This window comes from Prauserella endophytica (assembly GCF_005146945.1).
Lineage (GTDB): Bacteria > Actinomycetota > Actinomycetes > Mycobacteriales > Pseudonocardiaceae > Prauserella_A > Prauserella_A endophytica.
This window is the reverse complement of sequence record NZ_SWMS01000015.1, coordinates 103,376-126,790: the sequence shown is the minus strand read 5'-3', so window position 1 is coordinate 126,790 and position 23,415 is coordinate 103,376. Positions and strand designations below refer to the sequence as shown.

The following is a 23,415-nucleotide window of genomic DNA, read 5'->3' as shown; positions in this document are numbered from 1 at the left end:
CATGGGCACGCTGGAGGGCAGGCTGAAGGGGAAGGTCGCGCTGATCACCGGCGCCGCGCGCGGGCAGGGTGCCGCCGCGGCGCGCCGGTTCGCCGCCGAGGGTGCCAAGGTGATGATCGCCGACGTGAACGACGCCGAGGGCAAGGCGCTCGCCGGTGAGCTCGGCGACCCTGCCGCCTACGCGCACCTCGACGTGGCCGAGGAGGACGACTGGGCGCAGGCCGTGGACCGCACGGTCGCCGAGTTCGGCACGCTCAACGTCCTGGTCAACAACGCCGGGGTGCTGCACTTCTCTCCGCTGGGCCAGACCACACTGGCCGACTACGAGCGGGTGATCAGAATCAACCAGGTCGGGGCGTTTCTCGGCATGCGCTCGGTCGTTGAACCCATGTCCACCGCGGGTGGCGGCTCGATCGTCAACGTGTCCTCTGTGGAGGGACTCGCCGGTATGCCGTTCCTGGTCGCCTACACGGCGAGTAAGTTCGCGATCAGGGGAATGACCAAGGTCGCCGCGCTCGAGCTCGGTGAACGCGGCATCAGGGTCAACTCACTGCATCCCGGCATGATCGACACCCAGATGGTGAGCGACGCGGCCGGGGGCGCCGAGGTGGACTTCTCGCGGGTGGCCCGCAGACTCGCACTGCAGCGGGTCGGGCGGCCGGAGGAGATCGCCGACGTGGCATTGTTCCTGGCCAGCGACGAGAGCTCGTACTGCACGGGGGGCGAGTTCGTGGCGGACGGGGGCGCCACGGCCACACACGCGCTGAAGCTGTGACCGAGTAGAGCCGCCGGAGGTCTGATGGGAGCCCAGCAGGGGTCGATGACGATCCCCGGCACCGCCGCGCTGGCACAGGTGGGCAGGCTCGCGACCCTGGCGTGGGAGGTGCTGCGCGCGATTCCGCGCAGGCCGTTCCAGACCAGGGAGTGGATCCAGCAGTGCTGGTTCTTCGCCAGCGTGACGATCCTGCCCACCGCGCTGGTCGCGATCCCGTTCGGCGCGGTGATCGCGTTGCAGCTCGGCTCGCTGACCCAGCAGATCGGCGCGCAGTCGTTCACCGGTGCCGCGAGCGCGCTCGCGATCGTGCAGCAGGCGAGCCCGCTGATCACGGCGCTGCTCGTGGCCGGGGCGGGCGGCAGCGCCGTCTGCGCCGACATCGGGGCGCGAAAGATCCGCGAGGAGATCGACGCCATGGAAGTGCTCGGCGTCAATCCCATCCAGCGGCTGATCGTGCCGAGGGTGCTCGCAGCGATCGTCGTGTCGGTGCTGCTGAACGGCCTGGTCAGCGTGGTCGGTGTGCTCGGCGGCTACTTCTTCAACGTCGTCATGCAGGGCGGCACGCCCGGTGCGTACCTCGCGAGCTTCAACGCGCTCGCGCAGCTGCCCGACCTCCTCATCAGTGAGATCAAGGCGTTCCTGTACGGCTTCGTCGCCGGCGTGGTGGCCGCGTACCGCGGACTCAACCCGGCGGGCGGCCCGAAGGGAGTCGGGGACGCGGTCAACCAGGCGGTGGTCATCACGTTCCTGCTGCTGTTCCTCATCAACGTCGCCCTGACCGCGATCTACCTCCAGATCGTCCCGCCGAAGGCGTTGTGATGAGCGGCGAGCCGACGGTGTCCGACCGCACCCTGGAGATCATCGCGCGTCCCGGCGCGAGCCTCGAGGGCTTCGGCAGGCAGCTCTCCTTCTACGCCAGGGCGCTCGCGTGGGCGCCGCGCACCGTGCGCCGCTACAGCCGCGAGATGCTGCGGCTGCTCACCGAGGTCAGCTTCGGCACGGGCGCGCTCGCCGTGATCGGCGGGACCCTCGGCGTGATGATCGGCATGACCCTGTTCACCGGTCTCATCGTCGGCCTGCAGGGCTACTCCGCGCTCGACCAGCTCGGCACCGCCGCGCTGACGGGGTTCATCTCGGCGTACTTCAACACCCGCGAGGTGGCGCCGCTCGCGGCGGGGCTCGCGCTGTCGGCGACCGTGGGTTGTGGGTTCACCGCCCAGCTCGGCGCCATGCGCATCTCGGAGGAGATCGACGCGCTGGAGGTGATGGGCGTGCCGAGCATGCCCTACCTCGTCACCACGCGGGTGCTCGCCGGGATCACCGCCGTGATCCCGCTCTACGCCGTCGGGCTGCTCTCCTCCTATCTGGCGTCACGGCAGATCACGGTGTGGTTCTACGGGCAGTCGGCCGGCACCTACGACCACTACTTCAACCTGTTCCTGCCACCAGAGGACGTGCTCTGGTCGTTCCTCAAGGTGATCGTGTTCAGCGCACTGGTGATCCTGTCCCACTGCTACTACGGCTACACCGCGAGCGGGGGACCGGCGGGTGTGGGCGTCGCGGTGGGCAGAGCGGTGCGGACGTCGATCGTGCTGATCGTGGTCATCGACTTCTTCCTGAGCCTCGCGATCTGGGGCTCCTCCACGACGGTGAGGATCTCCGGGTGAGGGCGACGCTGCTGCGCAGGCTCTGGCACCAGGTACTCGGCCTGGTGTTCCTGATCGTGGCGGCGTTGCTGCTCGCGCTGTGCGTGGCGATCTACAACAAGGTGTTCACCGACTACGTGGGCGTGCGGCTGGAGACCGACCACGTCGGCAACCAGATGCGCGTGGGCGCAGACGTGAAGGTGCGCGGCATGCTCGTCGGCGAGGTGCGCGCCATCGAGACCACCGGCGACGGCGCCGCGCTGGAGCTGGCGCTGCAACCGGAGAAGGTGGGCGTGATACCCGCGAACGTCTCCGCGAGGCTGCTGCCGAAGACCCTCTTCGGTGAGCGGTACGTCGCGCTGCAACCGCCGGAGCGGGCGGCCGAGCCGATCGCGGCCGGGGCCGTGATCGGCCAGGACCGCTCCAGCTCGGCGATCGAGCTGGAACAGGTGCTCAACGACGTGATGCCGCTCCTGCAGGCCGTGCAGCCGCAGAAGCTCTCCTCCACGCTCAACGCGGTGTCGACGGCCTTGGAGGGCCGCGGGGAGCAGTTCGGGGACACGCTTGTGCAGCTTTCGAACTACCTGGGCGAGCTGAACCCGTCGCTGCCGGACCTCAAGGCCGACATCACCGGTCTCGCCGACGTGGCGGACACCTACGACCGCGTGGCACCGGACTTCCTCCAGGCACTGTCCGATCTCACCACCACCACGCGCACGATCGTGGAGAAACAGCAGGCGCTGGGCGAGCTGTACGCGAGCGTCAGCACCGCTTCGGTGGACCTCGGCCGGTTCCTGGAGGTCAACCAGGACAACCTGATCGCGCTCACCAGCACCGTGCAGCCGACCCTCGACGTGCTCGCGAAGTACGCGCCGGAGTACCCGTGCCTGCTGCGTCAGCTCGCCGAGGCCGTGCCCCGCGCGGAGGAGGCGTTCGGCAAGGGCACCGACGAGATGAACCACGTGACGATCCGGATCACGGCCAGCCGCGGCAAGTACCTGCCCGGCCAGGACGAACCGCGCTACGACGACAAACGCGGTCCCCGCTGCTACCCGCAGGTGGAGCCGCCGGGCGCGTGGCCGCAGTACCCGCCCGACGGCCCCATCAAGGACGGCTCCACCCATCCGCCGCCGCCCAAGCGGGCCGGTTACGGCAGCGGGACGACGGCCGGGGTGCCGCGGGTGGCGAACTCCCTTGCCGAGCACCAGCTGCTCGCCGAGCTGCTCGCGCCGTCCACCGGCATCGCGCCCGAGGACGCGCCGGGCTGGGGGAGCCTGCTCGTCGGGCCGCTCTATCGCGGAGCGGAGGTGGTGCTCGAATGAGGAGCTTCATCCCGTCGCTGGTGAAGATCCTCGTGTTCGCGGCCGTCACCGTGCTGCTCACCGGGATACTCGGCGCCACCATCGCCAACACCAACTTCGGCCCCACGTCCGGTTACACGGCGCTGTTCACCAACGCCTCCGGCCTGCAGCGCGGCGACGACGTGCGCATCGTGGGTGTCAAGGTCGGGCAGGTCTCCGAGATCACCGTCTCGGAGGACAATCTCGCCGAAGTGCACTTCGACGTCGAGTCGGTGCGCGAGCTGCCCGCCGGGGTCACCGCGACGATCAAGTACCGCAACCTCGTCGGACAGCGCTACCTCTCGCTCGGCACCGACGTCGCGGGCGATGGCGTGCTCGAACCGGGGGCGCGGATCCCGGTCGAACGGACCCAGCCGGCGCTCGACCTCACCGTGCTGTTCAACGGGTTCAAGCCGCTGTTCGACGCGCTCGATCCAGAGCAGGTCAACCAGCTCTCCTACGAGATCATCCAGGTGCTGCAAGGGGAAGGTGGCACGATCGAGAGCCTGCTGTCGCACACGGCGTCGCTCACGTCCACCATCGCGAGCCGGGACGAGGTGATCGGCCAGGTCATCGGCAACCTGAACAACGTGCTCGGCACCGTCAACCAGCGCGGCCCCCAGCTCGGCGGGCTCATCGACGCCACACAGCAGCTCGTGACCGGACTCTCGGAGCAACGCAGGCCCATCGGCGAAGCGGTGTCGGCGCTCGGCGACCTCACGACCGTCACCTCCGGACTGCTGGAGGACGCGCGGCCGCCGCTGCAGCGCGACATCGCCGCGCTCGGCGCGCTCTCGGGCAACCTCGCCGGCTCGGAGGAACTGCTCGAGCACCTGCTGCAGGTGATGCCCGGAAACCTCGAGAAGTTCACGCGCACGCTGAGCTACGGCAGCTGGTTCAACTACTACCTCTGCGGGCTCACCGGCACGATCGGCATCTCCTCGCTCAACGTCACCCTGCCCTTCCTGCCGTTGCCGGCCACCGAGCAACCGGAGCGGTGCAAACCGACGGGAGCGCCGACAGGACCATGAAGCCACTCAAGGAACGCAACCAGGCCGCGGTGGGCGCCGTGACGCTCGTGCTGATCGCGCTCGTCGGGCTGGTCGCCTACAACTCCGACCAGCTGCCCCTCCTCAGCAACAGCACCACCTACTCCGCCTACTTCGCCGAGTCCGCCGACCTGTCCTCCGGCAACGAGGTGCAGGTCGCCGGCGTCAAGGTCGGCGAGGTCGACGAGGTGACGCTGGCGGGCAGGAAGGTGCACGTGACCTTCGCCGTCGAGAACGTCCGGCTCGGCAGGCAGACCGAGGCCTCGATCGAGGTCAAGACCCTGCTGGGCGAGAAGTTTCTCTCGCTGCGGCCGAAGGGCGACGGCGTGCTGGACCCGAACGAGCCGATCCCGCTGGAGCGCACCAGCACGCCGTACCAGATCCAGGACGTCTTCACCGACCTCGACCGGACCGTCGGCGACATCGACACCGGGCAGCTGGCGCAGAGCTTCGAGGTGATCGCCGACTCGCTGGAGAACACCCCGGAGCACCTCAAGGACGCGCTCAGCGGCATGTCGGCGCTCGCGCAGACGGTGTCCTCCCGTGACGACGAACTGGCCCGCCTGCTGTCCAGCACCAGCGGCGTCTCGAAGGTGCTGGCCGACCGCAACACACAGCTGCGCCGGGTGATCGACGACGGCAACCTGCTGCTGACCGAGCTGCAGAACCGCGAGGACGCCATCGACCGGCTGCTCACGGGCGCCCAGCAGCTCTCCGAGCAGCTCACCGGGCTCGTCGCCGACAACCGCGAGCAGCTCACCCCAGCGCTGCGGCAGCTCGGCGTCGTCACGGATCTGTTGCAGCGCAACCAGGACAACCTCAACCGCAGCCTCGAACTGCTCGCGCCGTTCACCCGCATCGGCGCCAACGCCACGGGCAACGGCCGCTGGTTCGAGGGCTACATCTGCGGCCTGCTGCCCCCGGTGATCACGGTGGCGGGCGCGCAGATCAACCCCGAGGGCTGCTCGCCGCCGATCGCGGCGCCGAACCAGGGCGTCGACGTCCGCGGAGGTAACTGATGACCGTCGACACGAGAGCCCGGCGCAGCCTCTACAGCTGGCTCGCACTGGCCTGCGTGGCCGTGCTCGTGCTCGCGACCGCGCTGTGGTGGCTAACGCGCGAGGGCGGCACGAAGATCAGCGCCTACTTCGACCGCACCGTCGGGCTCTACGCGGGCTCGTCGGTGCGCGTGCTGGGCATCCCCGTCGGGCAGATCACGGAGGTGCGGCCGGAGGGCGGCGCGGTGCGCGTGGACATGGAGGTGGACGTTCCGATCCCCGAGGGCGCTGGCGCCGTCGTAGTCGCGCCGAGCCTCGTGAGCGACCGGTACGTGCAGCTGACCCCCGCCTACGACACCGGGCCCGCGCTGGCGGCCGGTGCGGTGATCCCGCGCGAGCGCACGGCGACCCCGGTGGAGCTCGACGACCTCTACGGCAGCCTCAACGAGCTGTCCACCAGCCTCGGTCCCGACGGCGCCAACGCGAACGGCGCACTGTCCGATGTGCTCGACACCGCCGCGGCCAACCTGGACGGCAACGGCAAGAACCTCAACACCACCGTCACCCGGCTCGCGGAGCTGGCGACCACGTTGGAGAGTTCCAAGGGAGATCTCTTCGCCACGGTCCGGAACCTGCAGACGTTCACCTCGACGCTGGCGCAGAGCGACGCGCAGCTCACCGAGTTCTACGACCGGCTGGCGCAGGTGACCGGGTTCCTCGCCGAGGACTCCGACGACGTGGCCGCCGCGCTGTCCGCATTGGGCGGCTCCCTCACGGAGGTGCGGCAGTTCGTCCAGGACAACCGCGACCTTCTATCCTCCAATGTGGACAAACTGGCGGGGATCACCGGCGTGCTCGTGGACCAGCGGGCGGCGCTCGCCGAGGTGCTCGACGTCGGGCCGACCGGCATGACCAACTTCATCAACACCTACGACGCCGCGTCCGGCAGCATCCAGGTGCGCTACAACGCCAACGAGCTCGCGCACCCGCTGATGGAGACGCTGTGCAAGCTCGTGAGCGCGGGCACGCCCGCCCAGCTGCCCGACACGCTCGGCGACCTGTGCCGGGGTCTCGCCCCGTTCTTCGACGAGACCCTCGACCTGCCCTCGGTACCCGAGACGCTGAACGCGCTGCAGAACGGCAAGCTGCCGCCGTTGCCGCTGCCGGTGGTCGACCTGCTGACGACACCGCTGGAGACGGGCTGATGAGACGACTGGTCCTCGCCCTCGCGGCCTGCGTGCTGCTTGCCGGCTGCGGTGACGGCGGCTTCGGCGGGCTGTACAACACGCCGCTGCCGGGTGGCGCCGACCTCGGTGACCACCCGTACCGTGTCACGGCGCAGTTCGCCGACGTGCTCGACCTGGTGCCGCAGGCGGCCGTGAAGGTCAACGACGTGGCCGTGGGCCGCGTGGAGAAGGTGGAGCTGGCGAAGGACACGAAGTCGGCCATCGTGACGCTCGCCGTCAACGGCGACGTGGTGCTGCCCGCCAACGCCGATGCCCGGCTGCGCCAGTCGAGCCTGCTGGGGGAGAAGTTCGTCGAGCTGGGCCCGCCCGCGGGCGAACGGGCCACCGGCACGCTCGCCGACGGCGCGCGCATCCCGCTGGGGCGGACCAACCGGAACCCCGAGGTCGAGGAGGTGCTCGGGGCGCTGTCGCTGCTGCTGAACGGCGGCGGCATCGAGCAGCTGTCCACGATCACCGAGGAGCTCAACGCGGCGTTGTCCGGCAACGAGGCCGAGGTGCGGGCTCTGCTGTCGCGCGTCGACCACCTCGCGACCGAGCTGGACGGGCAGAAGGGCGAGATCATCCGCGCGATCGACGGGCTCAACCGGCTCTCCAGCACGCTCGTCGCGCAGACCGGCAACCTCACCACCGCGCTCGACCACCTGGAACCGGGGCTGCGGGTGGTGACCGGGCAGCGCGACCAGCTCGTCGGGATGCTGCAGTCGCTCGACAGGCTCTCCGGCGTCGCCACGGAGACGATCAACGCAAGCCGCGACGAGCTGGTGGCCAACCTGCACGCGCTCGCCCCGACGCTGGAGAAGCTCGCCGAAGCCGGCACGAACCTGCCGACCGCGCTGAAGATCCTGCCGACCTACCCGTTCCCCGACTCGGCTGGCGCGGTGATCAGGGGCGACTACGCGAACGTGACCGCGCGCGTCGACCTCAACCTCGACCTGCTGCTGCAGAACTTCACCAACTCGTCCCAGCCGCCGATCCAGCTGCCGCCCCTCGACCTCGGCGGCCCGGCGCCGCCCACGCTGCCACTGCCGGAGACGAACCCACCAGCCACCGAGTCTCGGGAAGGCGGTGTGCTCGGCGGGTTGCTCGGCGGGCTGCTGGGAGGTGGTGGCTGATGAGGCTCACCGGACGGCACCGGATGAAGCTCCTCGTGTTCGTGGTGATCGCCGTGGTGTCCGTGCTCTACGCGGGCATCAGCTACGCGGGGCTGGACCGGCTCTTCGGCACGCGTGGCTACGCGGTGACCGTGCGGCTGGCCGACTCCGGTGGCATCTTCGTGAACGCGGAGGTGACCTACCGGGGTGTAGCGGTCGGCAGGGTCGTGGCGATGAACCTCACCGAGCACGGCGTCGAGCTGACCCTCGACGTCGAGTCGGGCGCGGAGCCGATCCCGGCCGACACCGAGGCGAGGGTGTCGAACCGGTCGGCGGTCGGCGAGCAGTACGTCGACCTGGTACCGCGCCACCAGAACGGCCCCTACCTCGAGGACGGCTCGGTGATCACGCAGGAACGCACGTCCATCCCGCTGGCGCCCGACACCGTGCTGGCCAACCTCGACAAGCTGGTCGCCAGCGTCGATCCCGGCTCCCTGCGCACGGTCGTCGACGAGACCTACGACGCGTTCGCCGGCGCGGGACCCGAGCTGCAGCAGCTGCTCGACGCGGCGGGCTCGTTCACCGCCACGGCCACCGAGAACCTGCCGCAGACGCGGGCGCTGCTCGCCGATGGGCGCGTGGTGCTCGACACGCAACGGCGGCAGGCCGATGACATCGCGGCCATCGCCGAAGGGCTGCGCACCATCGCGGGCCAGCTCAAGGGCGCCGATCCAGACCTGCGGAAGGTGATCGACGAGGCCCCGAAGCTCAGCCGTGAGGTCAGCGACGTGCTCGCCGTGTCCGGCACCGACCTCGGCGTCGTGATCGCCAACCTGCTCACGACGTCCACCATCACCACGGCGCGCGTCGACGCGATCGAGCAGCTGCTCGTGGCCTACCCGGTGATCTCGGCGTTCACGCGCTCGGTGACCTCGGGCGGGGAAGGCCACCTCGGGTTCGTGCTGAACCTGTTCGACCCGTACTCGTGCACGCGCGGCTATGAGGGCACGCGCCAGCGACCCGCCAACGACACGAGCGAGGCGCCTCCCAACACCGACGCGTACTGCGCGGAGCCGCCGGGCAGCCCGAGCAGCGTGCGCGGCGCGCAGAACGCGCCGTACGCGGGCATGCCGGTGGACGTGCCGGAGCAGAGCACGCCCGAGCAGCCGACCACGGACGGGCGGCCGCGCGACGACGCGCTGCCGGGCCTGCTGGGGTTGCTCGGCGGCTCCGGTTCCGGCGGCGTCGGCGGGCTGCTGGGGCTGCCGGAATGAGGGTGCTCGCGGTACTGACTGCGCTCGCCGTGGCCGCCGCCGCGTGGTTCGGCTGGTCGTGGGTGAGCGCCGCGAACGACGACGCGCTGGAGGTGTCACGGGAGCGCGACGCCGTGCTCGCCGCCGTGTCCGACGGACTGCTCGCGCTGCACACGATCGACCACCGCACGGCCGGGCGCGACATCGACCGCTGGCTCGACGTCACCACGGGCAAGCTCGGCGACGAGCTCACCAGGGACCGCCAGCTCCAACTCGACCGTGCGGCGGGGACGCGGACGGTCGCGTCGGCGAGCGTGCTGCAGGCTGCCGTGACCGAGCTGGACCTGGGGGCGGGCAGTGCCCGGCTCATCGCCGTGCTGGAGGTGCGGCTGGGCACGCAGGGGCAACCCCCGGCGCCGCAGCGCAGCAGGCTGACCGTTCGCGCCGAGCGGACGGACGCGGGATGGAAGGTCAGCGACGTGCAGGCGGCGGGTCGATGAGCGAGCCGGGTGCGGACGCCGGCGCCGAGCGGGCGGAGGAGACGGGGCAGCGGCGGAACAGGACCCCGTCACCGTTCGCGAGGGGCGCCTCGGGCTCCCGGGGTACGGGGCGGGAGGACCTCGCCGCGCCGGCGAGCAGCGATGCCCAGACGCCGGAGCCGCCGGAGGCCGCGGGGGCTCCGGAGGCGGAGCCGGGTCTGGCGGTGGAGCGGGCTTCGGGCGCGGACCCAGACGCAGCGGGCGAGCGGGCGCCGGATGGCGAGCCGGGCTCAGCGGTGGAGCGGGCCCCGGATGCGGAGCAAGACTCAGATGGGGATCCGGGCTCAGCGGTGGAGCGGGCTTCTGGCGCGGAGCGAGACCCGGATGCGGAGCCCGCTGCCGGTTCCCCGGCGGCCGGGCGGGTCTCGGGGCTGCCGCGCAGGCGGGCGACGATCATGGCGGTGCTGGCCGCGGTGCTGGTGCTGGCGGTGGGCGTGGCGGTGTGGTCGGCGCTGGAGGCGGAACGGCTGAGGGACCCGGGCGGCAACGTAGCGCTGGCGGACGAGGCCGGGACGCGCGAGGTGGCCGACCAGGTGAGCGCGGGACTGAAGGCGATCTTCTCCTACGACTACAACAACCTGGAGCGCACCGAGCGCGCGGCCGATCGCGTGCTGGTGGAGCAGGCGGTGGGCCAGTACGAGGAGAGTTTCGCGGCGGCGTCGGCGCAAGCGCGTGAGCAGCGCCTGGTGCGCACCACCACGGTGCGTTCCGTCGGCGTGCGGGAACTGGCAGGCGACGAGGCACGCGTGCTGGCCCTGGTCGACCAGCAGACCCTGCACACCGCCGACGCCAACCGCCAGGAGACCACCAGCGCCGCACTGGCCGTGGTGGCCAAACGCGTCGGCGGCGAGTGGAAGATCGCGGCCCTGGCGGGCCTCTGACCCGCGAGTTGCGCGTTCGGGACGGCGAGTTGCCCGTTGGGGACGGCGAGTTGCGCGTTGGGGACGCCGAGTTGCGCGTTGGGGACCGCTGCGAAGCCCGCGGGCCCACCGCGAACGCGCGACTCGCGAACCGCAGTGCGCGACTCGCGAACGGGAGTGCGCAACTCGCGCGCTGGAGCGGGGAACTCGCTGCTCCGAGTGGGGGACTCGCGGGCTGGAGCGGGGGACTCGCGCGAGGGGCTGCACCGCTTCCAGGAGCCGAGTGCCCCGCCGGTAACCTTCCCGCGTGTCTGTCAACAAGGACGAGTCCGCCCAGGCAGGGCGGGTTCCGGACAGCCCGGCCAAGGCCGTCGTCGCGCCGCCGCGTCCGCATCGCATCGAACCGGTGCCGCTGACGACGTTGGTCGCGCGCGCCGATGCCCGCCTGATCGCCGACCCGGCCGCCGCCGAGGTCGCGCTGACCGGTGCGACGCTGCGAGCCCAGCACGTGATCCCCGGCGACCTCTTCGCCGCGTTGCCCGGCGCCCGCGCGCACGGCGCCGACTTCGCCGCCGACGCGATCGCCGCGGGCGCCGCCGCGATCCTCACCGACGAGGCCGGCGCGGAGCGCCCCGCGCTGCGCGACACCGACCTCCCCGTGCTCGTCCACACCGACCCGCGCGGGGTGCTCGGCGAGATCGCCGCGTGGATCTACGGCGAGCCGTCGCTGCAACTGGCCGTGCTGGGCATCACCGGCACCTCCGGCAAGACCACCACCGCCTACCTCGTCGAGTCGGGCCTGCGCGCCGCGGGCCGGGTCACCGGCCTCATCGGCACCGTCGAGACGCGCATCGCCGGCGAACGCCTCGCCAGCGCCTTCACCACGCCCGAGGCCCCCGACCTGCAGGCGCTGTTCGCGGTGATGGCCGAGCAGGGCGTCACCCACGTGCCGATGGAGGTCTCCAGCCACGCGCTAGCACTGGGCCGAGTGAACGGCACCCGCTTCGCCGTCGGCGCCTTCACGAACCTCTCGCAGGATCACCTCGACTTCCACCGCGACATGGAGGAGTACTTCGCCGCCAAGTCGCTGCTGTTCGACGGCCGGTCCACGCACGAGGCCGTGGTGGTCGACAGCGCGTGGGGCCAGCAGCTGGTGACCCCGCAGACGGTGACGGTGTCGACCGAGCCCGGCACCAAGGCCGTGTGGCGTGCCTCCGACATCGCGATCACGCCGACGGGCGAGCAGTCCTTCGTGCTGCACCACCCCGACGGCCGCACGGCGACGGCGACCCTCCCGCTGCCGGGTGAGTTCAACGTCGCCAACGCCGCGCTGGCCGCCGCGATCCTGGACACCACCGGCGTGTCGCTGGAGCACATCGTCGAGGGCCTCGCGAGCGTCGAGGTGCCCGGCCGCATGGAGCGCGTCTACCTCGGCCAGGAGTTCACGGCCGTCGTCGACTACGCCCACAAGCCCGCCGCCGTCACGCAGGCGCTGCAGGCCCTGCGCGCCCGTACCGAGGGCCGCATCATCACCGTCCTCGGCTGCGGCGGTGACCGGGACACGGCCAAGCGTCCGATGATGGGAGAGGCCGCGGTCAGGGGTAGTGACCTGGTGATCGTCACCGACGACAACCCCCGCAGCGAGGACCCCGCCGCCATCAGGGACGCGATGCTGCACGGCGCGCGCGCAGTGAGCCCCGCCCAGAGCAGCGAGGTGCTGGAGATCGGCGACCGCCGCGAGGCCATCGTCACCGCCGTCGAGCGCGCGCGCCCCGGCGACGTCGTGCTCGTGGCGGGCAAGGGGCACGAGACCGGCCAGGAGATCGCCGGTGTGGTCCACCCGTTCTCCGACCGCGACGAGCTGGAGGCCGCCATCCGCGACAAACTCGAGGTGATCGTGTGATCGCGCTGAGCCTGGCCGAGATCGCCGACGTCGTCGGCGGCAGGCTGCACAACAGTGACGGCGGCGAGCGCGTCAGCGGGCCCGTCGAGTTCGACTCCCGGCAGCTCACCGAGGGCGGGCTGTTCGTCGCGCTGCCCGGCGAGCGGGTGGACGGGCACACCTTCGCCGCGCGCGCGATCGAGGCCGGCGCCGCGGGCGTGCTGGCCGCTTGCGAGGTCGACGCGCCTGCCGTGATCGTGCCGCCGCTGCCACCGGGCGCGGCACACGAGCGCTCGGTCGCGCTGGCCGGCGACACCGACGGCTCCGGCGCGGCCGTGCTCGCGGCGCTGGGCAAGCTCGCCCGGCACGTGGTGACGCGGCTCGCCGAGGGCGGGCTCACGGTCGTCGGGGTCACCGGCTCGTCGGGCAAGACGTCCACCAAGGACCTCATCGCGCAGGTGCTGGAGCCGCTGGGGCCGACCGTCGCCCCGCCGGGGTCGTTCAACAACGAGCTCGGCCATCCGTGGACGGCGCTGCGCGCCGACGAGAGCACCCGCCACCTGGTGCTGGAGCTCTCCGCGCGCGGCCCAGGTCACATCGCCGAGCTGGCCGCCGTCGCGCCGCCGCGTATCGGCGTGGTGCTCAACGTCGGCAGCGCGCACGTCGGCGAGTTCGGCTCCCGCGAGGGCATCGCCAAGACCAAGGGCGAGCTCGTGGAGGCGCTGCCCGCCGACGGCGTCGCGGTGCTCAACCTCGACGACCCGCTCGTCGCCGCGATGGCCGCGCGCACGAAGGCGCGGATCGTCGGCGTCGGCGAACACCCCGAAGCCACCGTGCGCGCGGAGGACGTGCGCCTCGACGAGCAGGCCCGCGCGTCGTTCCGCCTCGTCGCCCCGCAGGGTGCGGCCGACGTGACGCTGGGCCTCTTCGGCGAGCACCACGTCGGCAACGCGCTGTCCGCCGCCGCCGTGGCACTGGAGCTGGGCTCGTCGGTCGCCGACGTCGCACAGCGGCTGTCCGCCGCGCAGCGCCGCTCGGCCCGCCGCATGGAGGTCACCACCCGCGCCGACGGCGTGACCGTCCTCAACGACTCCTACAACGCCAACCCGGAGTCGATGCGGGCCGCGCTCAAGACGCTGGCCTCCATGGCGAAGCAGCGCCGGTCGTGGGCGGTACTCGGTGTGATGGGAGAACTCGGGGCCGATACCGTGTCCGCGCACGACGAGATCGGCAGGCTCGCCGTCCGGCTCAACATCAACCGGCTCGTCGTGGTCGGCCAGGAGGCCGCGGCCATGCATCACGGCGCAAGCCACGAGGGTTCTTGGGGAGAGGAGTCGGTCCTGGTGCCCGACACCGACGCCGCCATCGCGTTGCTGCGCGGCGAGCTGCGTCCCGACGACGTCGTTCTGGTGAAGGCCTCGAAGGTCGCCGAGCTGTGGCGCGTGGCCGATTCGCTACTGGAAGGCGATAACGCGTGATCAGCATCATGATCGCGGCCTCGGTGGGGCTGCTGGTCTCCATCCTGCTCACGCCGTACCTGATCCGGTTCTTCTCGAAGCAGGGCTTTGGTCAGGAGATCCGCGAGGAGGGCCCGGAGGGGCACAAGTCCAAGCGCGGCACGCCGACGATGGGCGGCGTGGCGATCATCGTCGCGATGGTGGTCGCCTACTTCGTCGCCCACCTCGCCGACTGGCTGCGCAGCTCGACCAACGACGGGCCGACGGCGTCGGGCCTGCTGGTGCTCGGGCTGTCGGTCGGGCTCGGGATCGTCGGCTTCCTCGACGACTTCATCAAGATCCGCAAGCAGCGCAACCTCGGCCTGAACAAGACGGCCAAGCTGGTGGGCCAGCTCGTCGTCGCGCTCGGGTTCGGCATCCTCGCGCTCCAGTTCGCCGACGAGAACGGGCTGACCCCGGCGTCGCAGAACCTCTCCTACGTGCGTGATCTGGCACTGATCTTCTTCCCGGTGCCGGTGTTCATCCTCTTCTGCTACCTGCTGATCTCGGCGTGGTCGAACGCGGTGAACTTCACCGACGGCCTCGACGGGCTCGCGGGCGGCGCCGCCGCGATGGTGCTGTGCACCTACGTCGTCATCGCGTTCTGGCAGGCGCGGCTCAGCTGTGTCGAGTCGCCGCAGGCCGCTTGCTACGACGTGCGCGACCCGCTCGACCTCGCGGTGGTGGCCGCGGCCGGGGCCGGTGCGTGCGTCGGGTTCCTGTGGTGGAACGCCGCGCCCGCGAAGATCTTCATGGGCGACACCGGTTCGCTCGCGCTCGGTGGCCTGGTGGCGGGTCTGTCGATGACCACCCGCACCGAGCTGCTCGCGATCGTGATCGGCGGCCTGTTCGTGGTCGAGATGGTCTCGGTGGTGCTGCAGATCGCGGTGTTCCGGACGACGCGGCGCAGGCTCTTCCGAATGGCGCCGTTCCATCATCACTTCGAGCTGGCCGGCTGGGCCGAGACCACGGTGATCATCCGGTTCTGGCTGCTGGCGGCGATCTGCTGCATGTTCGGGCTCGGCCTGTTCTACAGCGAGCAGCTCGGGCTCGGAGGAGGCTAGGCGGCATGGACGGCGTGGACCGCGTGGACACAGCCGGGATGCGGGTGCTCGTCGCGGGCGCCGGGGTGACCGGCAGGTCGGTGACCACCGCGTTGACCGGGCTGGGCGCCGAGGTCACCGTCACCGACGGCAACGCGGAGCGGCTCGCCGAGCTCGAAGGGCTCGGCGCCACGCTCGTCCCGGGCCTCACCGAGCCCCCCGATGGCACGGCGCTGGTCGTGACCAGCCCCGGCTGGCGGCCGGGCGCCCCGCTGCTCGCGGCGGCGGTCGCGCGGGGCGTCGAAGTGATCGGCGACGTCGAGCTGGCCTGGCGGATCTCCCAGGAAAGGGACCACCCGCCCGCGTGGCTCGCCGTCACCGGCACCAACGGCAAGACCACCACGGTCGGCATGCTGGAGTCGGTGCTGCGCGCGGCCGGGGTGGACGCCGTGGCCTGCGGCAACGTCGGCTTCGCCGTGCTCGACGCCGTGCTCGCGGGGCACGAGGCGCTGGCCGTCGAGCTGTCGAGCTTCCAGCTGCACTGGTCGAGCACGCTCGCGCCGAAGGCATCCGTGGTGCTGAACGTCGCCGAGGACCACCTCGACTGGCACGGTGGCTTCGACGCCTACGCCGACGCCAAGGGCACGATCCACGCGCGCTCGGCCACGGTGGTGCGGAACGTCGCCGACGCGACGTCGGTGCGGCTGGCCGGGGAGCACGCGCCGGAGGGCGCCGCGCACGTCGGCTTCCGGCTCGACACCCCCCGGCCCGGCGAGCTGGGCGTGGTGGAGGACCTGCTGGTCGACCGGGCGTTCGTCGCCGATCCGGTGCGCAATGCCGAGGAGCTGGCCACCCTCGCCGACGTGCGGCCCGCCGGCCCGCACAACGTGGCCAACGCGCTGGCCGCCGCGGCGCTGGCCAGGGCATACGGCGTCGGCGCCGACGCCGTCGCGAAGGGGCTGCGCTCCTTCCGGCCCGGAGCGCACCGGGCCGTCGAGGTCGCCGAGCTCGACGGCGTCCGCTACATCAACGACTCGAAGGCCACGAACCCGCACGCCGCCGTGGGCTCCCTGCTCGCGCACTCCTCCGTGGTGTGGATCGCGGGCGGCCTGCTCAAGGGCGCGTCCGTGGAGGAACTGGTCGCGACGGTCGCGGGACGGCTCCGCGGGGTCGTGCTGCTGGGCACCGACGCCGACGTGATCGCCGCCGCTGTTGCGCGACACGCGCCGGATGTCCCGGTGAAGCGGCTGGGTCCGGGTGACGATGAACCCATGACTTCGGCGGTGAGCGCGGCCCGTGCCCTGGCGCAACCCGGTGACGCGGTGCTGCTCGCGCCTGCTGCCGCGTCGCTGGACATGTTCCGCGACTACGCGGCACGGGGCGACGCGTTCGCCGCGGCCGTGGACGCGCTGAGAGGGCAGCACCAGCGTGACGGCGGTTGACGAGGTCCGGGACAGCACCGGCGAGCGGGGTCCCCGCCGCAGGAGGGAGCGGGCCGAACGCGGCTTCACCGCGGTGCGCACGGCGCTCACGGCGTGGCTTTCCCGCCCGCTGGCCGACTTCCACCTGATCCTCGCCACGTGCGGCACGCTCGGCGCCATCGGCATCGTGATGGTGCTGTCGGCGTCGTCGGTCTCGTCGTACAGCCCGGGCAGCGACTCCAGCGTCTACGCGCTCTTCCAGCGCCACCTGCTGTTCTGCGTGCTCGGCGCGGTGGTGTTCTGGCTCGGCGTGCGCGTGCCGCTGAAACGCATCCGCGCGCTCTCGTCCACCGGTGTCGTCGTGTGTCTCGGGCTGCTGGCGCTCGTGCTCACCCCGCTCGGCAGCAAGATCAACGGCTCGCAGGGCTGGTTCGTGATCGGCCCGCTGTCGCTGCAGCCGGTGGAGGTCGCCAAGGTCGCGCTGGCTCTGTGGGGCGCCCACATCCTCGTGGTGAAGTACCAGGTGCTGCACCAGTGGCGGCACCTGCTCGTACCGCTGGTGCCGGTGGCGCTGCTGATGTTCGCGCTGGTCATGGCGCAGCCCGACCTGGGCGGCACGATCACCCTCGGCGTGGTGCTCGTTGCCCTGCTGTGGTTCGCGGGCGCGCCGAAGCGGCTGTTCGCGGTGATCTTCGCGGGTGGTGTCGCGGGGGCCGTCCTGCTCGCGCTGATCGCCGAATACCGGCTCGACCGCATCATGTCGTTCCTCAACCCCGACGCCGACCCGTTGGGCAAGGGGCTGCAGGCCAACCAGGCGCTCTACGCGCTCGCCGACGGCGGGCTGTTCGGCAAGGGGCTCGGGCAGGGCCAGTCGAAGTGGATGTACCTGCCGAACGTGCAACACGACTTCATCTTCGCGCTCATCGGAGAGGAGCTCGGCTTCGTCGGCTGCCTGGTGGTGATCGGCTTGTTCGGGCTGCTGGCGTTCGTCGGGCTGCGGATCGCCGTGCGCAATCTCGACCCGTGGATCCGCATCGTCGCCGGCACGCTCACGGTGTGGCTCGTGGCCCAGGCGGCCATCAACATCGGCTACGTCGTGGGCCTGCTGCCGGTCACCGGCGTGACCCTGCCGATGATCTCCTACGGCGGAACGTCGCTGCTCGTGACGATGCTGCTGTTCGGCATCCTCGCCAACTGCGCCCGGCACGAGCCCGAGGCGGTGGCGGCACTTCGCACCCAGGGACCCGGTAAGTTCGGGCGCCTGATGCGGCTGCCCGCGCCGGACCCGTACCGGCCCCCCTCGAAGCGCAGGGGCAGCGGCCGGAGCGGCCAGGCCAAGGGCGGCAGACCGGCCCCCCGCAGCGCGCGGTCCGCCGCGGCGCCGGACCGCAGGCGGGCGGCCCCGGAGTACGGTCGACGGAGCACGCCGAGAGGCGGCACCCGGCGAGGAAGTTCGACGCGGAGAGGACACAGGTGAGCCAGCCCGTACCTGGGGGCGAGAAGGCCGCTTCGGCGGCGGCACCGACGGTGGTCGTTGCCGGTGGGGGAACGGCGGGCCACATCGAACCGGCGCTAGCGCTGGCCGACGCCGTGAAGCGGCTGCGGCCGGACGCGAAGGTGGTCGCGCTGGGCACCGAGCGCGGCCTGGAGAACCGGCTCGTCCCGGCCAGGGGCTACCCCCTCGAGCTCATCCCGCCCGTGCCGCTGCCGCGCAAGCCCACCGCGGAGCTGCTGCGGCTCCCGCTGAAGGTCCGCGACGCCGTGCGCCGCACCCGCGAGGTGCTCGACCGCGTCGGCGCCGACGTGGTGGTCGGCTTCGGGGGCTACGTCGCGCTGCCCGCCTACCTGGCCGCGCGCGGCCGCGTGCCGATCGTCGTGCACGAGGCGAACAAGCACGCGGGCCTCGCGAACAAGGTCGGTGCCCGGTTCGCGAAGAAGGTCGCGGTCGCGGTGCCCGGCACGACGCTGCCCGGCGCCGACGTCATCGGCATCCCGCTGCGCCGCTCCATCACCGCGCTAGACCGGCCCGCGCTGCGTGCCGAGGCGCGTGAGCACTTCGGGCTCCACCCGGACGCGCCCACGCTGCTCGTCTTCGGCGGGTCACAGGGCGCCCGCTCGATCAACAACGCCGTGTCCGGCGCGGCGAAGGAGTTCGCCGACGCCGGGGTCGGCGTGCTGCACGCGCACGGGCCGAAGAACACGGTGGCGGTGCGCGAGTACCCCGGCCGCCCCGCGTACGTGCCCGTGCCGTACCTGGAGCGCATGGACCTCGCCTACGCCGCCGCCGACATGGTGCTGTGCCGGTCCGGGGCGATGACCGTGGCCGAGGTGTCGGCCGTCGGCCTGCCGTCGGTGTTCGTGCCGCTGCCGCATGGCAACGGCGAGCAGGCGCTCAACGCCGAGCCCGCCGTCGACGCCGGTGCGGCCCTGCTCGTGCCCGACGCCGAGCTGACGCCGGAAAAGGTGGCCGAGCTGGTGCTCCCCCTCGTGACCGACCCGGAGCGGCTCGCGAAGATGAGCGCGGCCGCGGTGGCACTGGGGCACCGCGAGGCCGACGAGGTGCTGGCCAAACTGGTTCTGGAGGCTGGGGGACATGGAACTTCCCGATGAGCTGCGACGCGCCCATCTGATCGGCATCGGCGGCGCCGGGATGAGCGGGATCGCCCGCATCCTGCTCGCCCGCGGCGCGGAGGTGTCCGGCTCCGACGCGAAGGACTCCCGCGCGTTCCTCACGCTGCGCGCGCAGGGCGCCCGCATCGAAGTGGGCCAGCGAGCGGAGAACCTCGACGCGTTCGAGGGCGGGCCGTCGGCCGTGATCGTGTCGACCGCGATCAAGGACACGAACCCCGAGCTGGCCGCCGCCAGGGAGCGCGGCGTGCCGGTGCTGCACCGGGCGCAGGCGCTCGCGGCGCTCATGGCGGGCCACCGCACCGCGTGCATCGCGGGTACCCACGGCAAGACGTCGACCACGTCGATGCTCACGGTCGCGCTGCAGCACTGCAGGCTCGACCCGTCGTTCGCGATCGGCGGCGACCTCAACGAGTCCGGGGCCAACGCCCACCACGGCGAGGGCGGCATGTTCGTCGCCGAGGCCGACGAGAGCGACGGCTCGTTCCTGACCTACACGCCGTCGGTCGCCGTGGTGACCAACGTCGAGCCGGACCACCTCGACCACCACGGCACGGCGGAGGCCTACGTCGCGGTGTTCGCGGAGTTCGTCAAGCGCGTCGAGCCGGGCGGGGTGCTCATCGTCTGCGCCGACGACGCCCCGGCGGCCGAACTGGCCGCGCGCGCCGAGGCCGACGGCGTGCGCGTGCGCCGTTACGGCCGCTCGGCCACCGGCGAGCAGGACGCCCGCGTGCTGGGCTACACGCCGCACGAGGACGGCGGGATCGTGCGGATCGCGCTGGCAGGCGAGGAGCTCGACGTGCGGGTGGCGGTGCCGGGTGAGCACATGGCGCTCAACGCCGTCGCCGCGCTGCTGGCCGGGCTGGAATTGGGCGCGCCCGCCGACGGGCTCGCCGAGGGCCTCGCCGCGTTCGGCGGGGTGCGCAGGCGCTTCGAGTTCAAGGGCCGCGCCGCCGACGTGCGCGTCTACGACGACTACGCCCACCACCCGACGGAGGTCGCGGCGCAGCTGCGCGCCGTGCGGCACGCGGCGGGGCTCGGCCGTGTCGTGGTGGTCTTCCAGCCACACCTGTACTCGCGCACCAGGACCTTCGCGAACGAGTTCGCCGCGGCGCTCGGGCTCGCCGACGAGGTGATCCTGCTCGACGTCTACGGCGCGCGGGAGGAGCCGGAGCCCGGCGTCACCGGTGAGCTGATCGCCGAACGGATCACCGGCGCGACCGTGCACTACGAGCCCGCGTTCGACCGGGCGGCCGCGCTCGCCGCCGACCTGGTCAAGCCGGGCGACCTGCTGGTCACCATGGGCGCTGGGGACGTCACGCAGCTCGGGCCCGAGATCCTCGCCGAACTCGACCGCCGCGGCGCCTAGGGAGTGTTGCGAAGTGGTTTGCGTGGCGGCGCGGGCGGCGGAACCTCAGCCTCCTCCTCGCTGTGGGATCGCCTCCTCATGAACGCCGATTCACCATGTGGTCGCCGTCCTCGCGAGGAGGCGGCTGAGAACCCGCTGCGGTGCCGGCTGTCGGCCACACCATGCGGCTTCGCCGCTGCTGGGACAGGCGAAAGGCGGCGCTGCCCATGACCACCACGAGGCAGCGCGCGGGTCAGCGTCCGGAGCGGCGGCGGACGCGGTCGCGACGGCGGACCACCGAGGAGCTGCGCAGCCGCCGTGGCCGCAGGCCCGAGTCGGCGAGGGCACGCACGGGCACGGGAGTGACGCGGCGCAAGGCGCTGCGGCGTCGCTGGGTGGCGCTGCTGAGCGTGCTCACGGTGGCGGGACTGGTCTACGTGCTGTTCTTCACCTCGCTGCTGGGCGTGCGCTCGGTGGAGGTGGTCGGCGCGGAGAGCATCCCGGCCGAGCAGGTGCGGGAGGTCGCGCAGGTGCCTGACCGGCGCGCGATGCTGCGCGTGGACACCGACGACATCGCCGCGCGCGTCGCGACGCTGCCGGGCGTGGCGACGGTCGACGTGTCGCGCTCGTGGCCCTCGACGATCGAGATCGCGGTGACCGAGCGGACCCCGATCGGCTTTTACAACACGGGTGAGGCGCTGTTCCTCGTGGACACCGGTGGCGTGGTGTACAAGGAGATTCCCGAACCGCCCAAGGGTTTCCCCGAGCTGAAGCTCGCCGAGGTGGGCCCTCGCGACCCGGCGACGCGCGCGGTGACCGAGGTGCTCGCCTCGCTGCCCGGCCAGCTGCGGGAGCGCGTCACAGTCCTGCGCGCGGAGTCGCCGGGCAGCGTGGAGTTCACGCTGGCCGACGGCAAGGTGGTGCGCTGGGGCGACGCCGAGCAGGCCGACCGCAAGGGCAAGGTGCTCGCCGCGCTCATGACCCGCAAGGGCAAGATCTACGACGTTTCGAGTCCGGAGCTGCCGACGGTGTCGTGAGGCCTGGCCGGCGACGACGGCTGGGCCTGTGCCCGGCCAGGGCGAGTCCACCGGCGAGGACCCATGGGCGACGTGGTGCTTACCGGGCTGTGGCGCACCGCGCGAACCGATGCGCCGTTGACGATCGGGGCCCGGCGACAACGAGCTGCGCCTGCTCCAGCCTGACGGCGTGAGCCGAACGCGGGAACACGTTGTGGCGAATGACGTCCGCGACACACGGCGTGGCTCCTGGATTCGAGCCTGCCCGATGCCTACCGTCCTACAGCAACGTTGGAGTTGACATAACTCTAAACCTCGACTAGAGGTTGAGAGTTTCTCGGGGACCACACCACCCAAGTCGTCGACCTCCGGCGGAGGCAGGAACAGCACCACGATCAGGAAGGCGAATCCGATGACGCCCCCGCACAATTACCTCGCGGTGATCAAGGTCGTCGGTATCGGCGGCGGCGGCGTGAACGCCGTGAACCGGATGATCGAGGTCGGCCTCAAGGGTGTCGAGTTCATCGCGGTGAACACCGACGCGCAGGCGCTGCTGATGTCCGACGCCGACGTCAAGCTGGACATCGGCCGGGAGCTGACCCGCGGGCTCGGCGCCGGCGCCGCCCCCGAGGTCGGGCAGAAGGCCGCGGAGGACCACCGCGAGGAGATCGAGGAGGTCCTCAAGGGCGCCGACATGGTGTTCGTGACCGCGGGCGAGGGCGGTGGCACCGGCACCGGTGGCGCGCCCGTCGTCGCGCAGATCGCGCGCAAGCTCGGTGCGCTCACGATCGGTGTCGTCACGCGTCCGTTCTCGTTCGAGGGCAAGCGCCGCGGCCGCCAGGCCGAGGAGGGCATCCAGGCGCTGCGCAACGAGTGCGACACGCTGATCGTGATCCCCAACGACCGGCTCCTGCAGCTCGGCGACATCGGCGTCTCGCTCATGGACGCGTTCCGCTCGGCCGACGAGGTGCTGCTCTCCGGTGTGCAGGGCATCACGGACCTGATCACCACGCCCGGACTGATCAACCTGGACTTCGCCGACGTCAAGAGCGTGATGTCGGGTGCGGGCAGCGCTCTGATGGGCATCGGCTCGGCGCGTGGCGAGGGTCGCGCCGTGCAGGCCGCGGAGAAGGCGATCAACTCGCCGCTGCTCGAGGCGTCGATGGACGGTGCGCACGGCGCGCTGCTCTCGATCGCGGGTGGCTCCGACCTGGGACTCTTCGAGATCAACGAGGCGGCCTCGCTGGTGCAGGAGTCCGCCCACCCCGAAGCGAACATCATCTTCGGCACGATCATCGACGACTCGCTCGGCGACGAGGTGCGGGTCACCGTGATCGCGGCCGGGTTCGACGCGGGCGCGCCCACACACAAGAAGCTCGACCCCGGCACGTTCGGCTCGCGCGGCTCCACCGCGACCGCCGAGGCCGGCCAGGTCGGCGGCGGTGGTTCCGCGCAGGCGTCCGCGCCAAGCACCCCGCCGCCCGCGGGCAACGGCGGCAACGGGCACCCGACGCCGCCGGTGTCCCGCACCCAGCCGCCCTCGGCGGGCAACGGGCACGGCTCCCAGTCGGGGTCGCTGCCCCCGCAGGCCGGCACGGGCGCGCGCGGCGGCTACCAGCCGACCTCGTCGGCACAGCGCTCGCAGGGCAGCCTGCCCAGCCGCGCCTTCCCGGTGACCGACGACCCGTCCGACGACGACGTCGACGTCCCGCCTTTCATGCGCCGCTGACCCACTGACGACTGCCCCCAAGGCCACCTTTGGTGCGTTCAGCGCGCCCGCCCG

General features: G+C 71.8%; 20 protein-coding genes. All 20 read left to right on the top strand.

Annotated elements, in window-relative coordinates; all coding sequences use genetic code 11:
• Position 1: 1 nt before the first annotated feature.
• The 20 genes from FCN18_RS25025 (at position 2) to ftsZ (ending at position 23,361) form a co-directional block, all read left to right on the top strand.
• Positions 2 to 775, top strand: a complete 774-nt coding sequence (locus FCN18_RS25025; protein WP_113642267.1) for a glucose 1-dehydrogenase — start codon at positions 2 to 4, stop codon at positions 773 to 775.
• Positions 776 to 799: 24 nt separating this feature from the next.
• On the top strand, positions 800 to 1,594 hold the full coding sequence (locus FCN18_RS25020) for an MlaE family ABC transporter permease (protein WP_137096244.1): 795 nt from the start codon (positions 800 to 802) through the stop codon (positions 1,592 to 1,594).
• Entirely contained in the window at positions 1,594 to 2,442 is an 849-nt protein-coding gene (locus FCN18_RS25015) for an MlaE family ABC transporter permease (protein WP_170200591.1), read from the top strand. Before FCN18_RS25020 ends, FCN18_RS25015 begins: the two co-directional genes overlap by 1 nt.
• Complete coding sequence (locus FCN18_RS25010) at positions 2,439 to 3,743, top strand: MCE family protein (protein ID WP_137096243.1); 1,305 nt, start codon at positions 2,439 to 2,441, stop codon at positions 3,741 to 3,743. The genes FCN18_RS25015 and FCN18_RS25010 overlap by 4 nt, the downstream gene beginning before the upstream one ends.
• Entirely contained in the window at positions 3,740 to 4,792 is a 1,053-nt protein-coding gene (locus FCN18_RS25005; protein WP_137096242.1) for an MCE family protein, read from the top strand. The genes FCN18_RS25010 and FCN18_RS25005 overlap by 4 nt, the downstream gene beginning before the upstream one ends.
• Positions 4,789 to 5,829, top strand: coding sequence for an MCE family protein (locus FCN18_RS25000; protein ID WP_137096241.1), 1,041 nt, complete (start codon positions 4,789 to 4,791; stop codon positions 5,827 to 5,829). The genes FCN18_RS25005 and FCN18_RS25000 overlap by 4 nt, the downstream gene beginning before the upstream one ends.
• Positions 5,829 to 7,013, top strand: coding sequence for an MCE family protein (locus FCN18_RS24995; RefSeq protein WP_112272525.1), 1,185 nt, complete (start codon positions 5,829 to 5,831; stop codon positions 7,011 to 7,013). The genes FCN18_RS25000 and FCN18_RS24995 overlap by 1 nt, the downstream gene beginning before the upstream one ends.
• Positions 7,013 to 8,167 carry an MCE family protein gene (locus tag FCN18_RS24990; protein WP_112272524.1) on the top strand — a complete coding sequence of 385 codons (1,155 nt, stop codon included), beginning with the start codon at positions 7,013 to 7,015 and terminating at the stop codon, positions 8,165 to 8,167. Before FCN18_RS24995 ends, FCN18_RS24990 begins: the two co-directional genes overlap by 1 nt.
• A complete protein-coding gene (locus FCN18_RS24985) occupies positions 8,167 to 9,420 on the top strand; it encodes an MCE family protein (protein ID WP_137096240.1) in 1,254 nt (417 codons plus the stop codon). The genes FCN18_RS24990 and FCN18_RS24985 overlap by 1 nt, the downstream gene beginning before the upstream one ends.
• Positions 9,417 to 9,899, top strand: a complete 483-nt coding sequence (locus tag FCN18_RS24980) for a hypothetical protein (RefSeq protein WP_112272520.1) — start codon at positions 9,417 to 9,419, stop codon at positions 9,897 to 9,899. The genes FCN18_RS24985 and FCN18_RS24980 overlap by 4 nt, the downstream gene beginning before the upstream one ends.
• Positions 9,896 to 10,819, top strand: a complete 924-nt coding sequence (locus tag FCN18_RS40720) for a hypothetical protein (protein ID WP_323808375.1) — start codon at positions 9,896 to 9,898, stop codon at positions 10,817 to 10,819. Before FCN18_RS24980 ends, FCN18_RS40720 begins: the two co-directional genes overlap by 4 nt.
• A 286-nt stretch (positions 10,820 to 11,105) precedes the next feature.
• Positions 11,106 to 12,701: a UDP-N-acetylmuramoyl-L-alanyl-D-glutamate--2,6-diaminopimelate ligase gene (locus tag FCN18_RS24970; protein ID WP_112272516.1), complete on the top strand. Its 1,596-nt coding sequence runs from the start codon at positions 11,106 to 11,108 to the stop codon at positions 12,699 to 12,701.
• Positions 12,698 to 14,158 carry a UDP-N-acetylmuramoyl-tripeptide--D-alanyl-D-alanine ligase gene (locus tag FCN18_RS24965; protein ID WP_137096239.1) on the top strand — a complete coding sequence of 487 codons (1,461 nt, stop codon included), beginning with the start codon at positions 12,698 to 12,700 and terminating at the stop codon, positions 14,156 to 14,158. Before FCN18_RS24970 ends, FCN18_RS24965 begins: the two co-directional genes overlap by 4 nt.
• Complete coding sequence (mraY, locus tag FCN18_RS24960; RefSeq protein WP_112272512.1) at positions 14,155 to 15,240, top strand: phospho-N-acetylmuramoyl-pentapeptide-transferase; 1,086 nt, start codon at positions 14,155 to 14,157, stop codon at positions 15,238 to 15,240. The genes FCN18_RS24965 and mraY overlap by 4 nt, the downstream gene beginning before the upstream one ends.
• A 5-nt stretch (positions 15,241 to 15,245) precedes the next feature.
• Entirely contained in the window at positions 15,246 to 16,661 is a 1,416-nt protein-coding gene (gene murD, locus FCN18_RS24955) for a UDP-N-acetylmuramoyl-L-alanine--D-glutamate ligase (protein ID WP_112272510.1), read from the top strand.
• Positions 16,648 to 18,117 (top strand): putative lipid II flippase FtsW, encoded by a 1,470-nt coding sequence (gene ftsW, locus FCN18_RS24950; RefSeq protein WP_112272508.1) that lies wholly within the window; start codon positions 16,648 to 16,650, stop codon positions 18,115 to 18,117. Before murD ends, ftsW begins: the two co-directional genes overlap by 14 nt.
• Positions 18,114 to 19,250, top strand: a complete 1,137-nt coding sequence (gene murG / locus FCN18_RS24945) for an undecaprenyldiphospho-muramoylpentapeptide beta-N-acetylglucosaminyltransferase (RefSeq protein ID WP_112272507.1) — start codon at positions 18,114 to 18,116, stop codon at positions 19,248 to 19,250. Before ftsW ends, murG begins: the two co-directional genes overlap by 4 nt.
• The gene (gene murC / locus FCN18_RS24940) at positions 19,234 to 20,637 is read left to right on the top strand and encodes a UDP-N-acetylmuramate--L-alanine ligase (protein ID WP_137096238.1); all 1,404 of its coding nucleotides are present in this window, start codon (positions 19,234 to 19,236) and stop codon (positions 20,635 to 20,637) included. The genes murG and murC overlap by 17 nt, the downstream gene beginning before the upstream one ends.
• Before the next feature lie 206 nt (positions 20,638 to 20,843).
• Positions 20,844 to 21,653 carry a cell division protein FtsQ/DivIB gene (locus FCN18_RS24935; protein WP_112273192.1) on the top strand — a complete coding sequence of 270 codons (810 nt, stop codon included), beginning with the start codon at positions 20,844 to 20,846 and terminating at the stop codon, positions 21,651 to 21,653.
• 391 nt (positions 21,654 to 22,044) lie between these two features.
• The gene (ftsZ, locus tag FCN18_RS24930; protein ID WP_112272503.1) at positions 22,045 to 23,361 is read left to right on the top strand and encodes a cell division protein FtsZ; all 1,317 of its coding nucleotides are present in this window, start codon (positions 22,045 to 22,047) and stop codon (positions 23,359 to 23,361) included.
• The last annotated feature ends 54 nt before the right edge of the window (positions 23,362 to 23,415 follow it).

Bases quoted from the DNA above. Each gene is read 5' to 3' on its own strand.
- FCN18_RS25025 (WP_113642267.1), top strand. From the start codon at position 2: ATGGGCACGCTGGAGGGCAGGCTGAAGGGGAAGGTCGCGCTGATCACC.
- FCN18_RS25020 (WP_137096244.1), top strand. From the start codon at position 800: ATGGGAGCCCAGCAGGGGTCGATGACGATCCCCGGCACCGCCGCGCTG.
- FCN18_RS25015 (WP_170200591.1), top strand. From the start codon at position 1,594: ATGAGCGGCGAGCCGACGGTGTCCGACCGCACCCTGGAGATCATCGCG.
- FCN18_RS25005 (WP_137096242.1), top strand. From the start codon at position 3,740: ATGAGGAGCTTCATCCCGTCGCTGGTGAAGATCCTCGTGTTCGCGGCC.
- FCN18_RS25000 (WP_137096241.1), top strand. From the start codon at position 4,789: ATGAAGCCACTCAAGGAACGCAACCAGGCCGCGGTGGGCGCCGTGACG.
- FCN18_RS24995 (WP_112272525.1), top strand. From the start codon at position 5,829: ATGACCGTCGACACGAGAGCCCGGCGCAGCCTCTACAGCTGGCTCGCA.
- FCN18_RS24990 (WP_112272524.1), top strand. From the start codon at position 7,013: ATGAGACGACTGGTCCTCGCCCTCGCGGCCTGCGTGCTGCTTGCCGGC.
- FCN18_RS24985 (WP_137096240.1), top strand. From the start codon at position 8,167: ATGAGGCTCACCGGACGGCACCGGATGAAGCTCCTCGTGTTCGTGGTG.
- FCN18_RS24980 (WP_112272520.1), top strand. From the start codon at position 9,417: ATGAGGGTGCTCGCGGTACTGACTGCGCTCGCCGTGGCCGCCGCCGCG.
- FCN18_RS40720 (WP_323808375.1), top strand. From the start codon at position 9,896: ATGAGCGAGCCGGGTGCGGACGCCGGCGCCGAGCGGGCGGAGGAGACG.
- murD (WP_112272510.1), top strand. From the start codon at position 15,246: ATGGACGGCGTGGACCGCGTGGACACAGCCGGGATGCGGGTGCTCGTC.
- murC (WP_137096238.1), top strand. From the start codon at position 19,234: ATGGAACTTCCCGATGAGCTGCGACGCGCCCATCTGATCGGCATCGGC.
- FCN18_RS24935 (WP_112273192.1), top strand. From the start codon at position 20,844: ATGACCACCACGAGGCAGCGCGCGGGTCAGCGTCCGGAGCGGCGGCGG.
- ftsZ (WP_112272503.1), top strand. From the start codon at position 22,045: ATGACGCCCCCGCACAATTACCTCGCGGTGATCAAGGTCGTCGGTATC.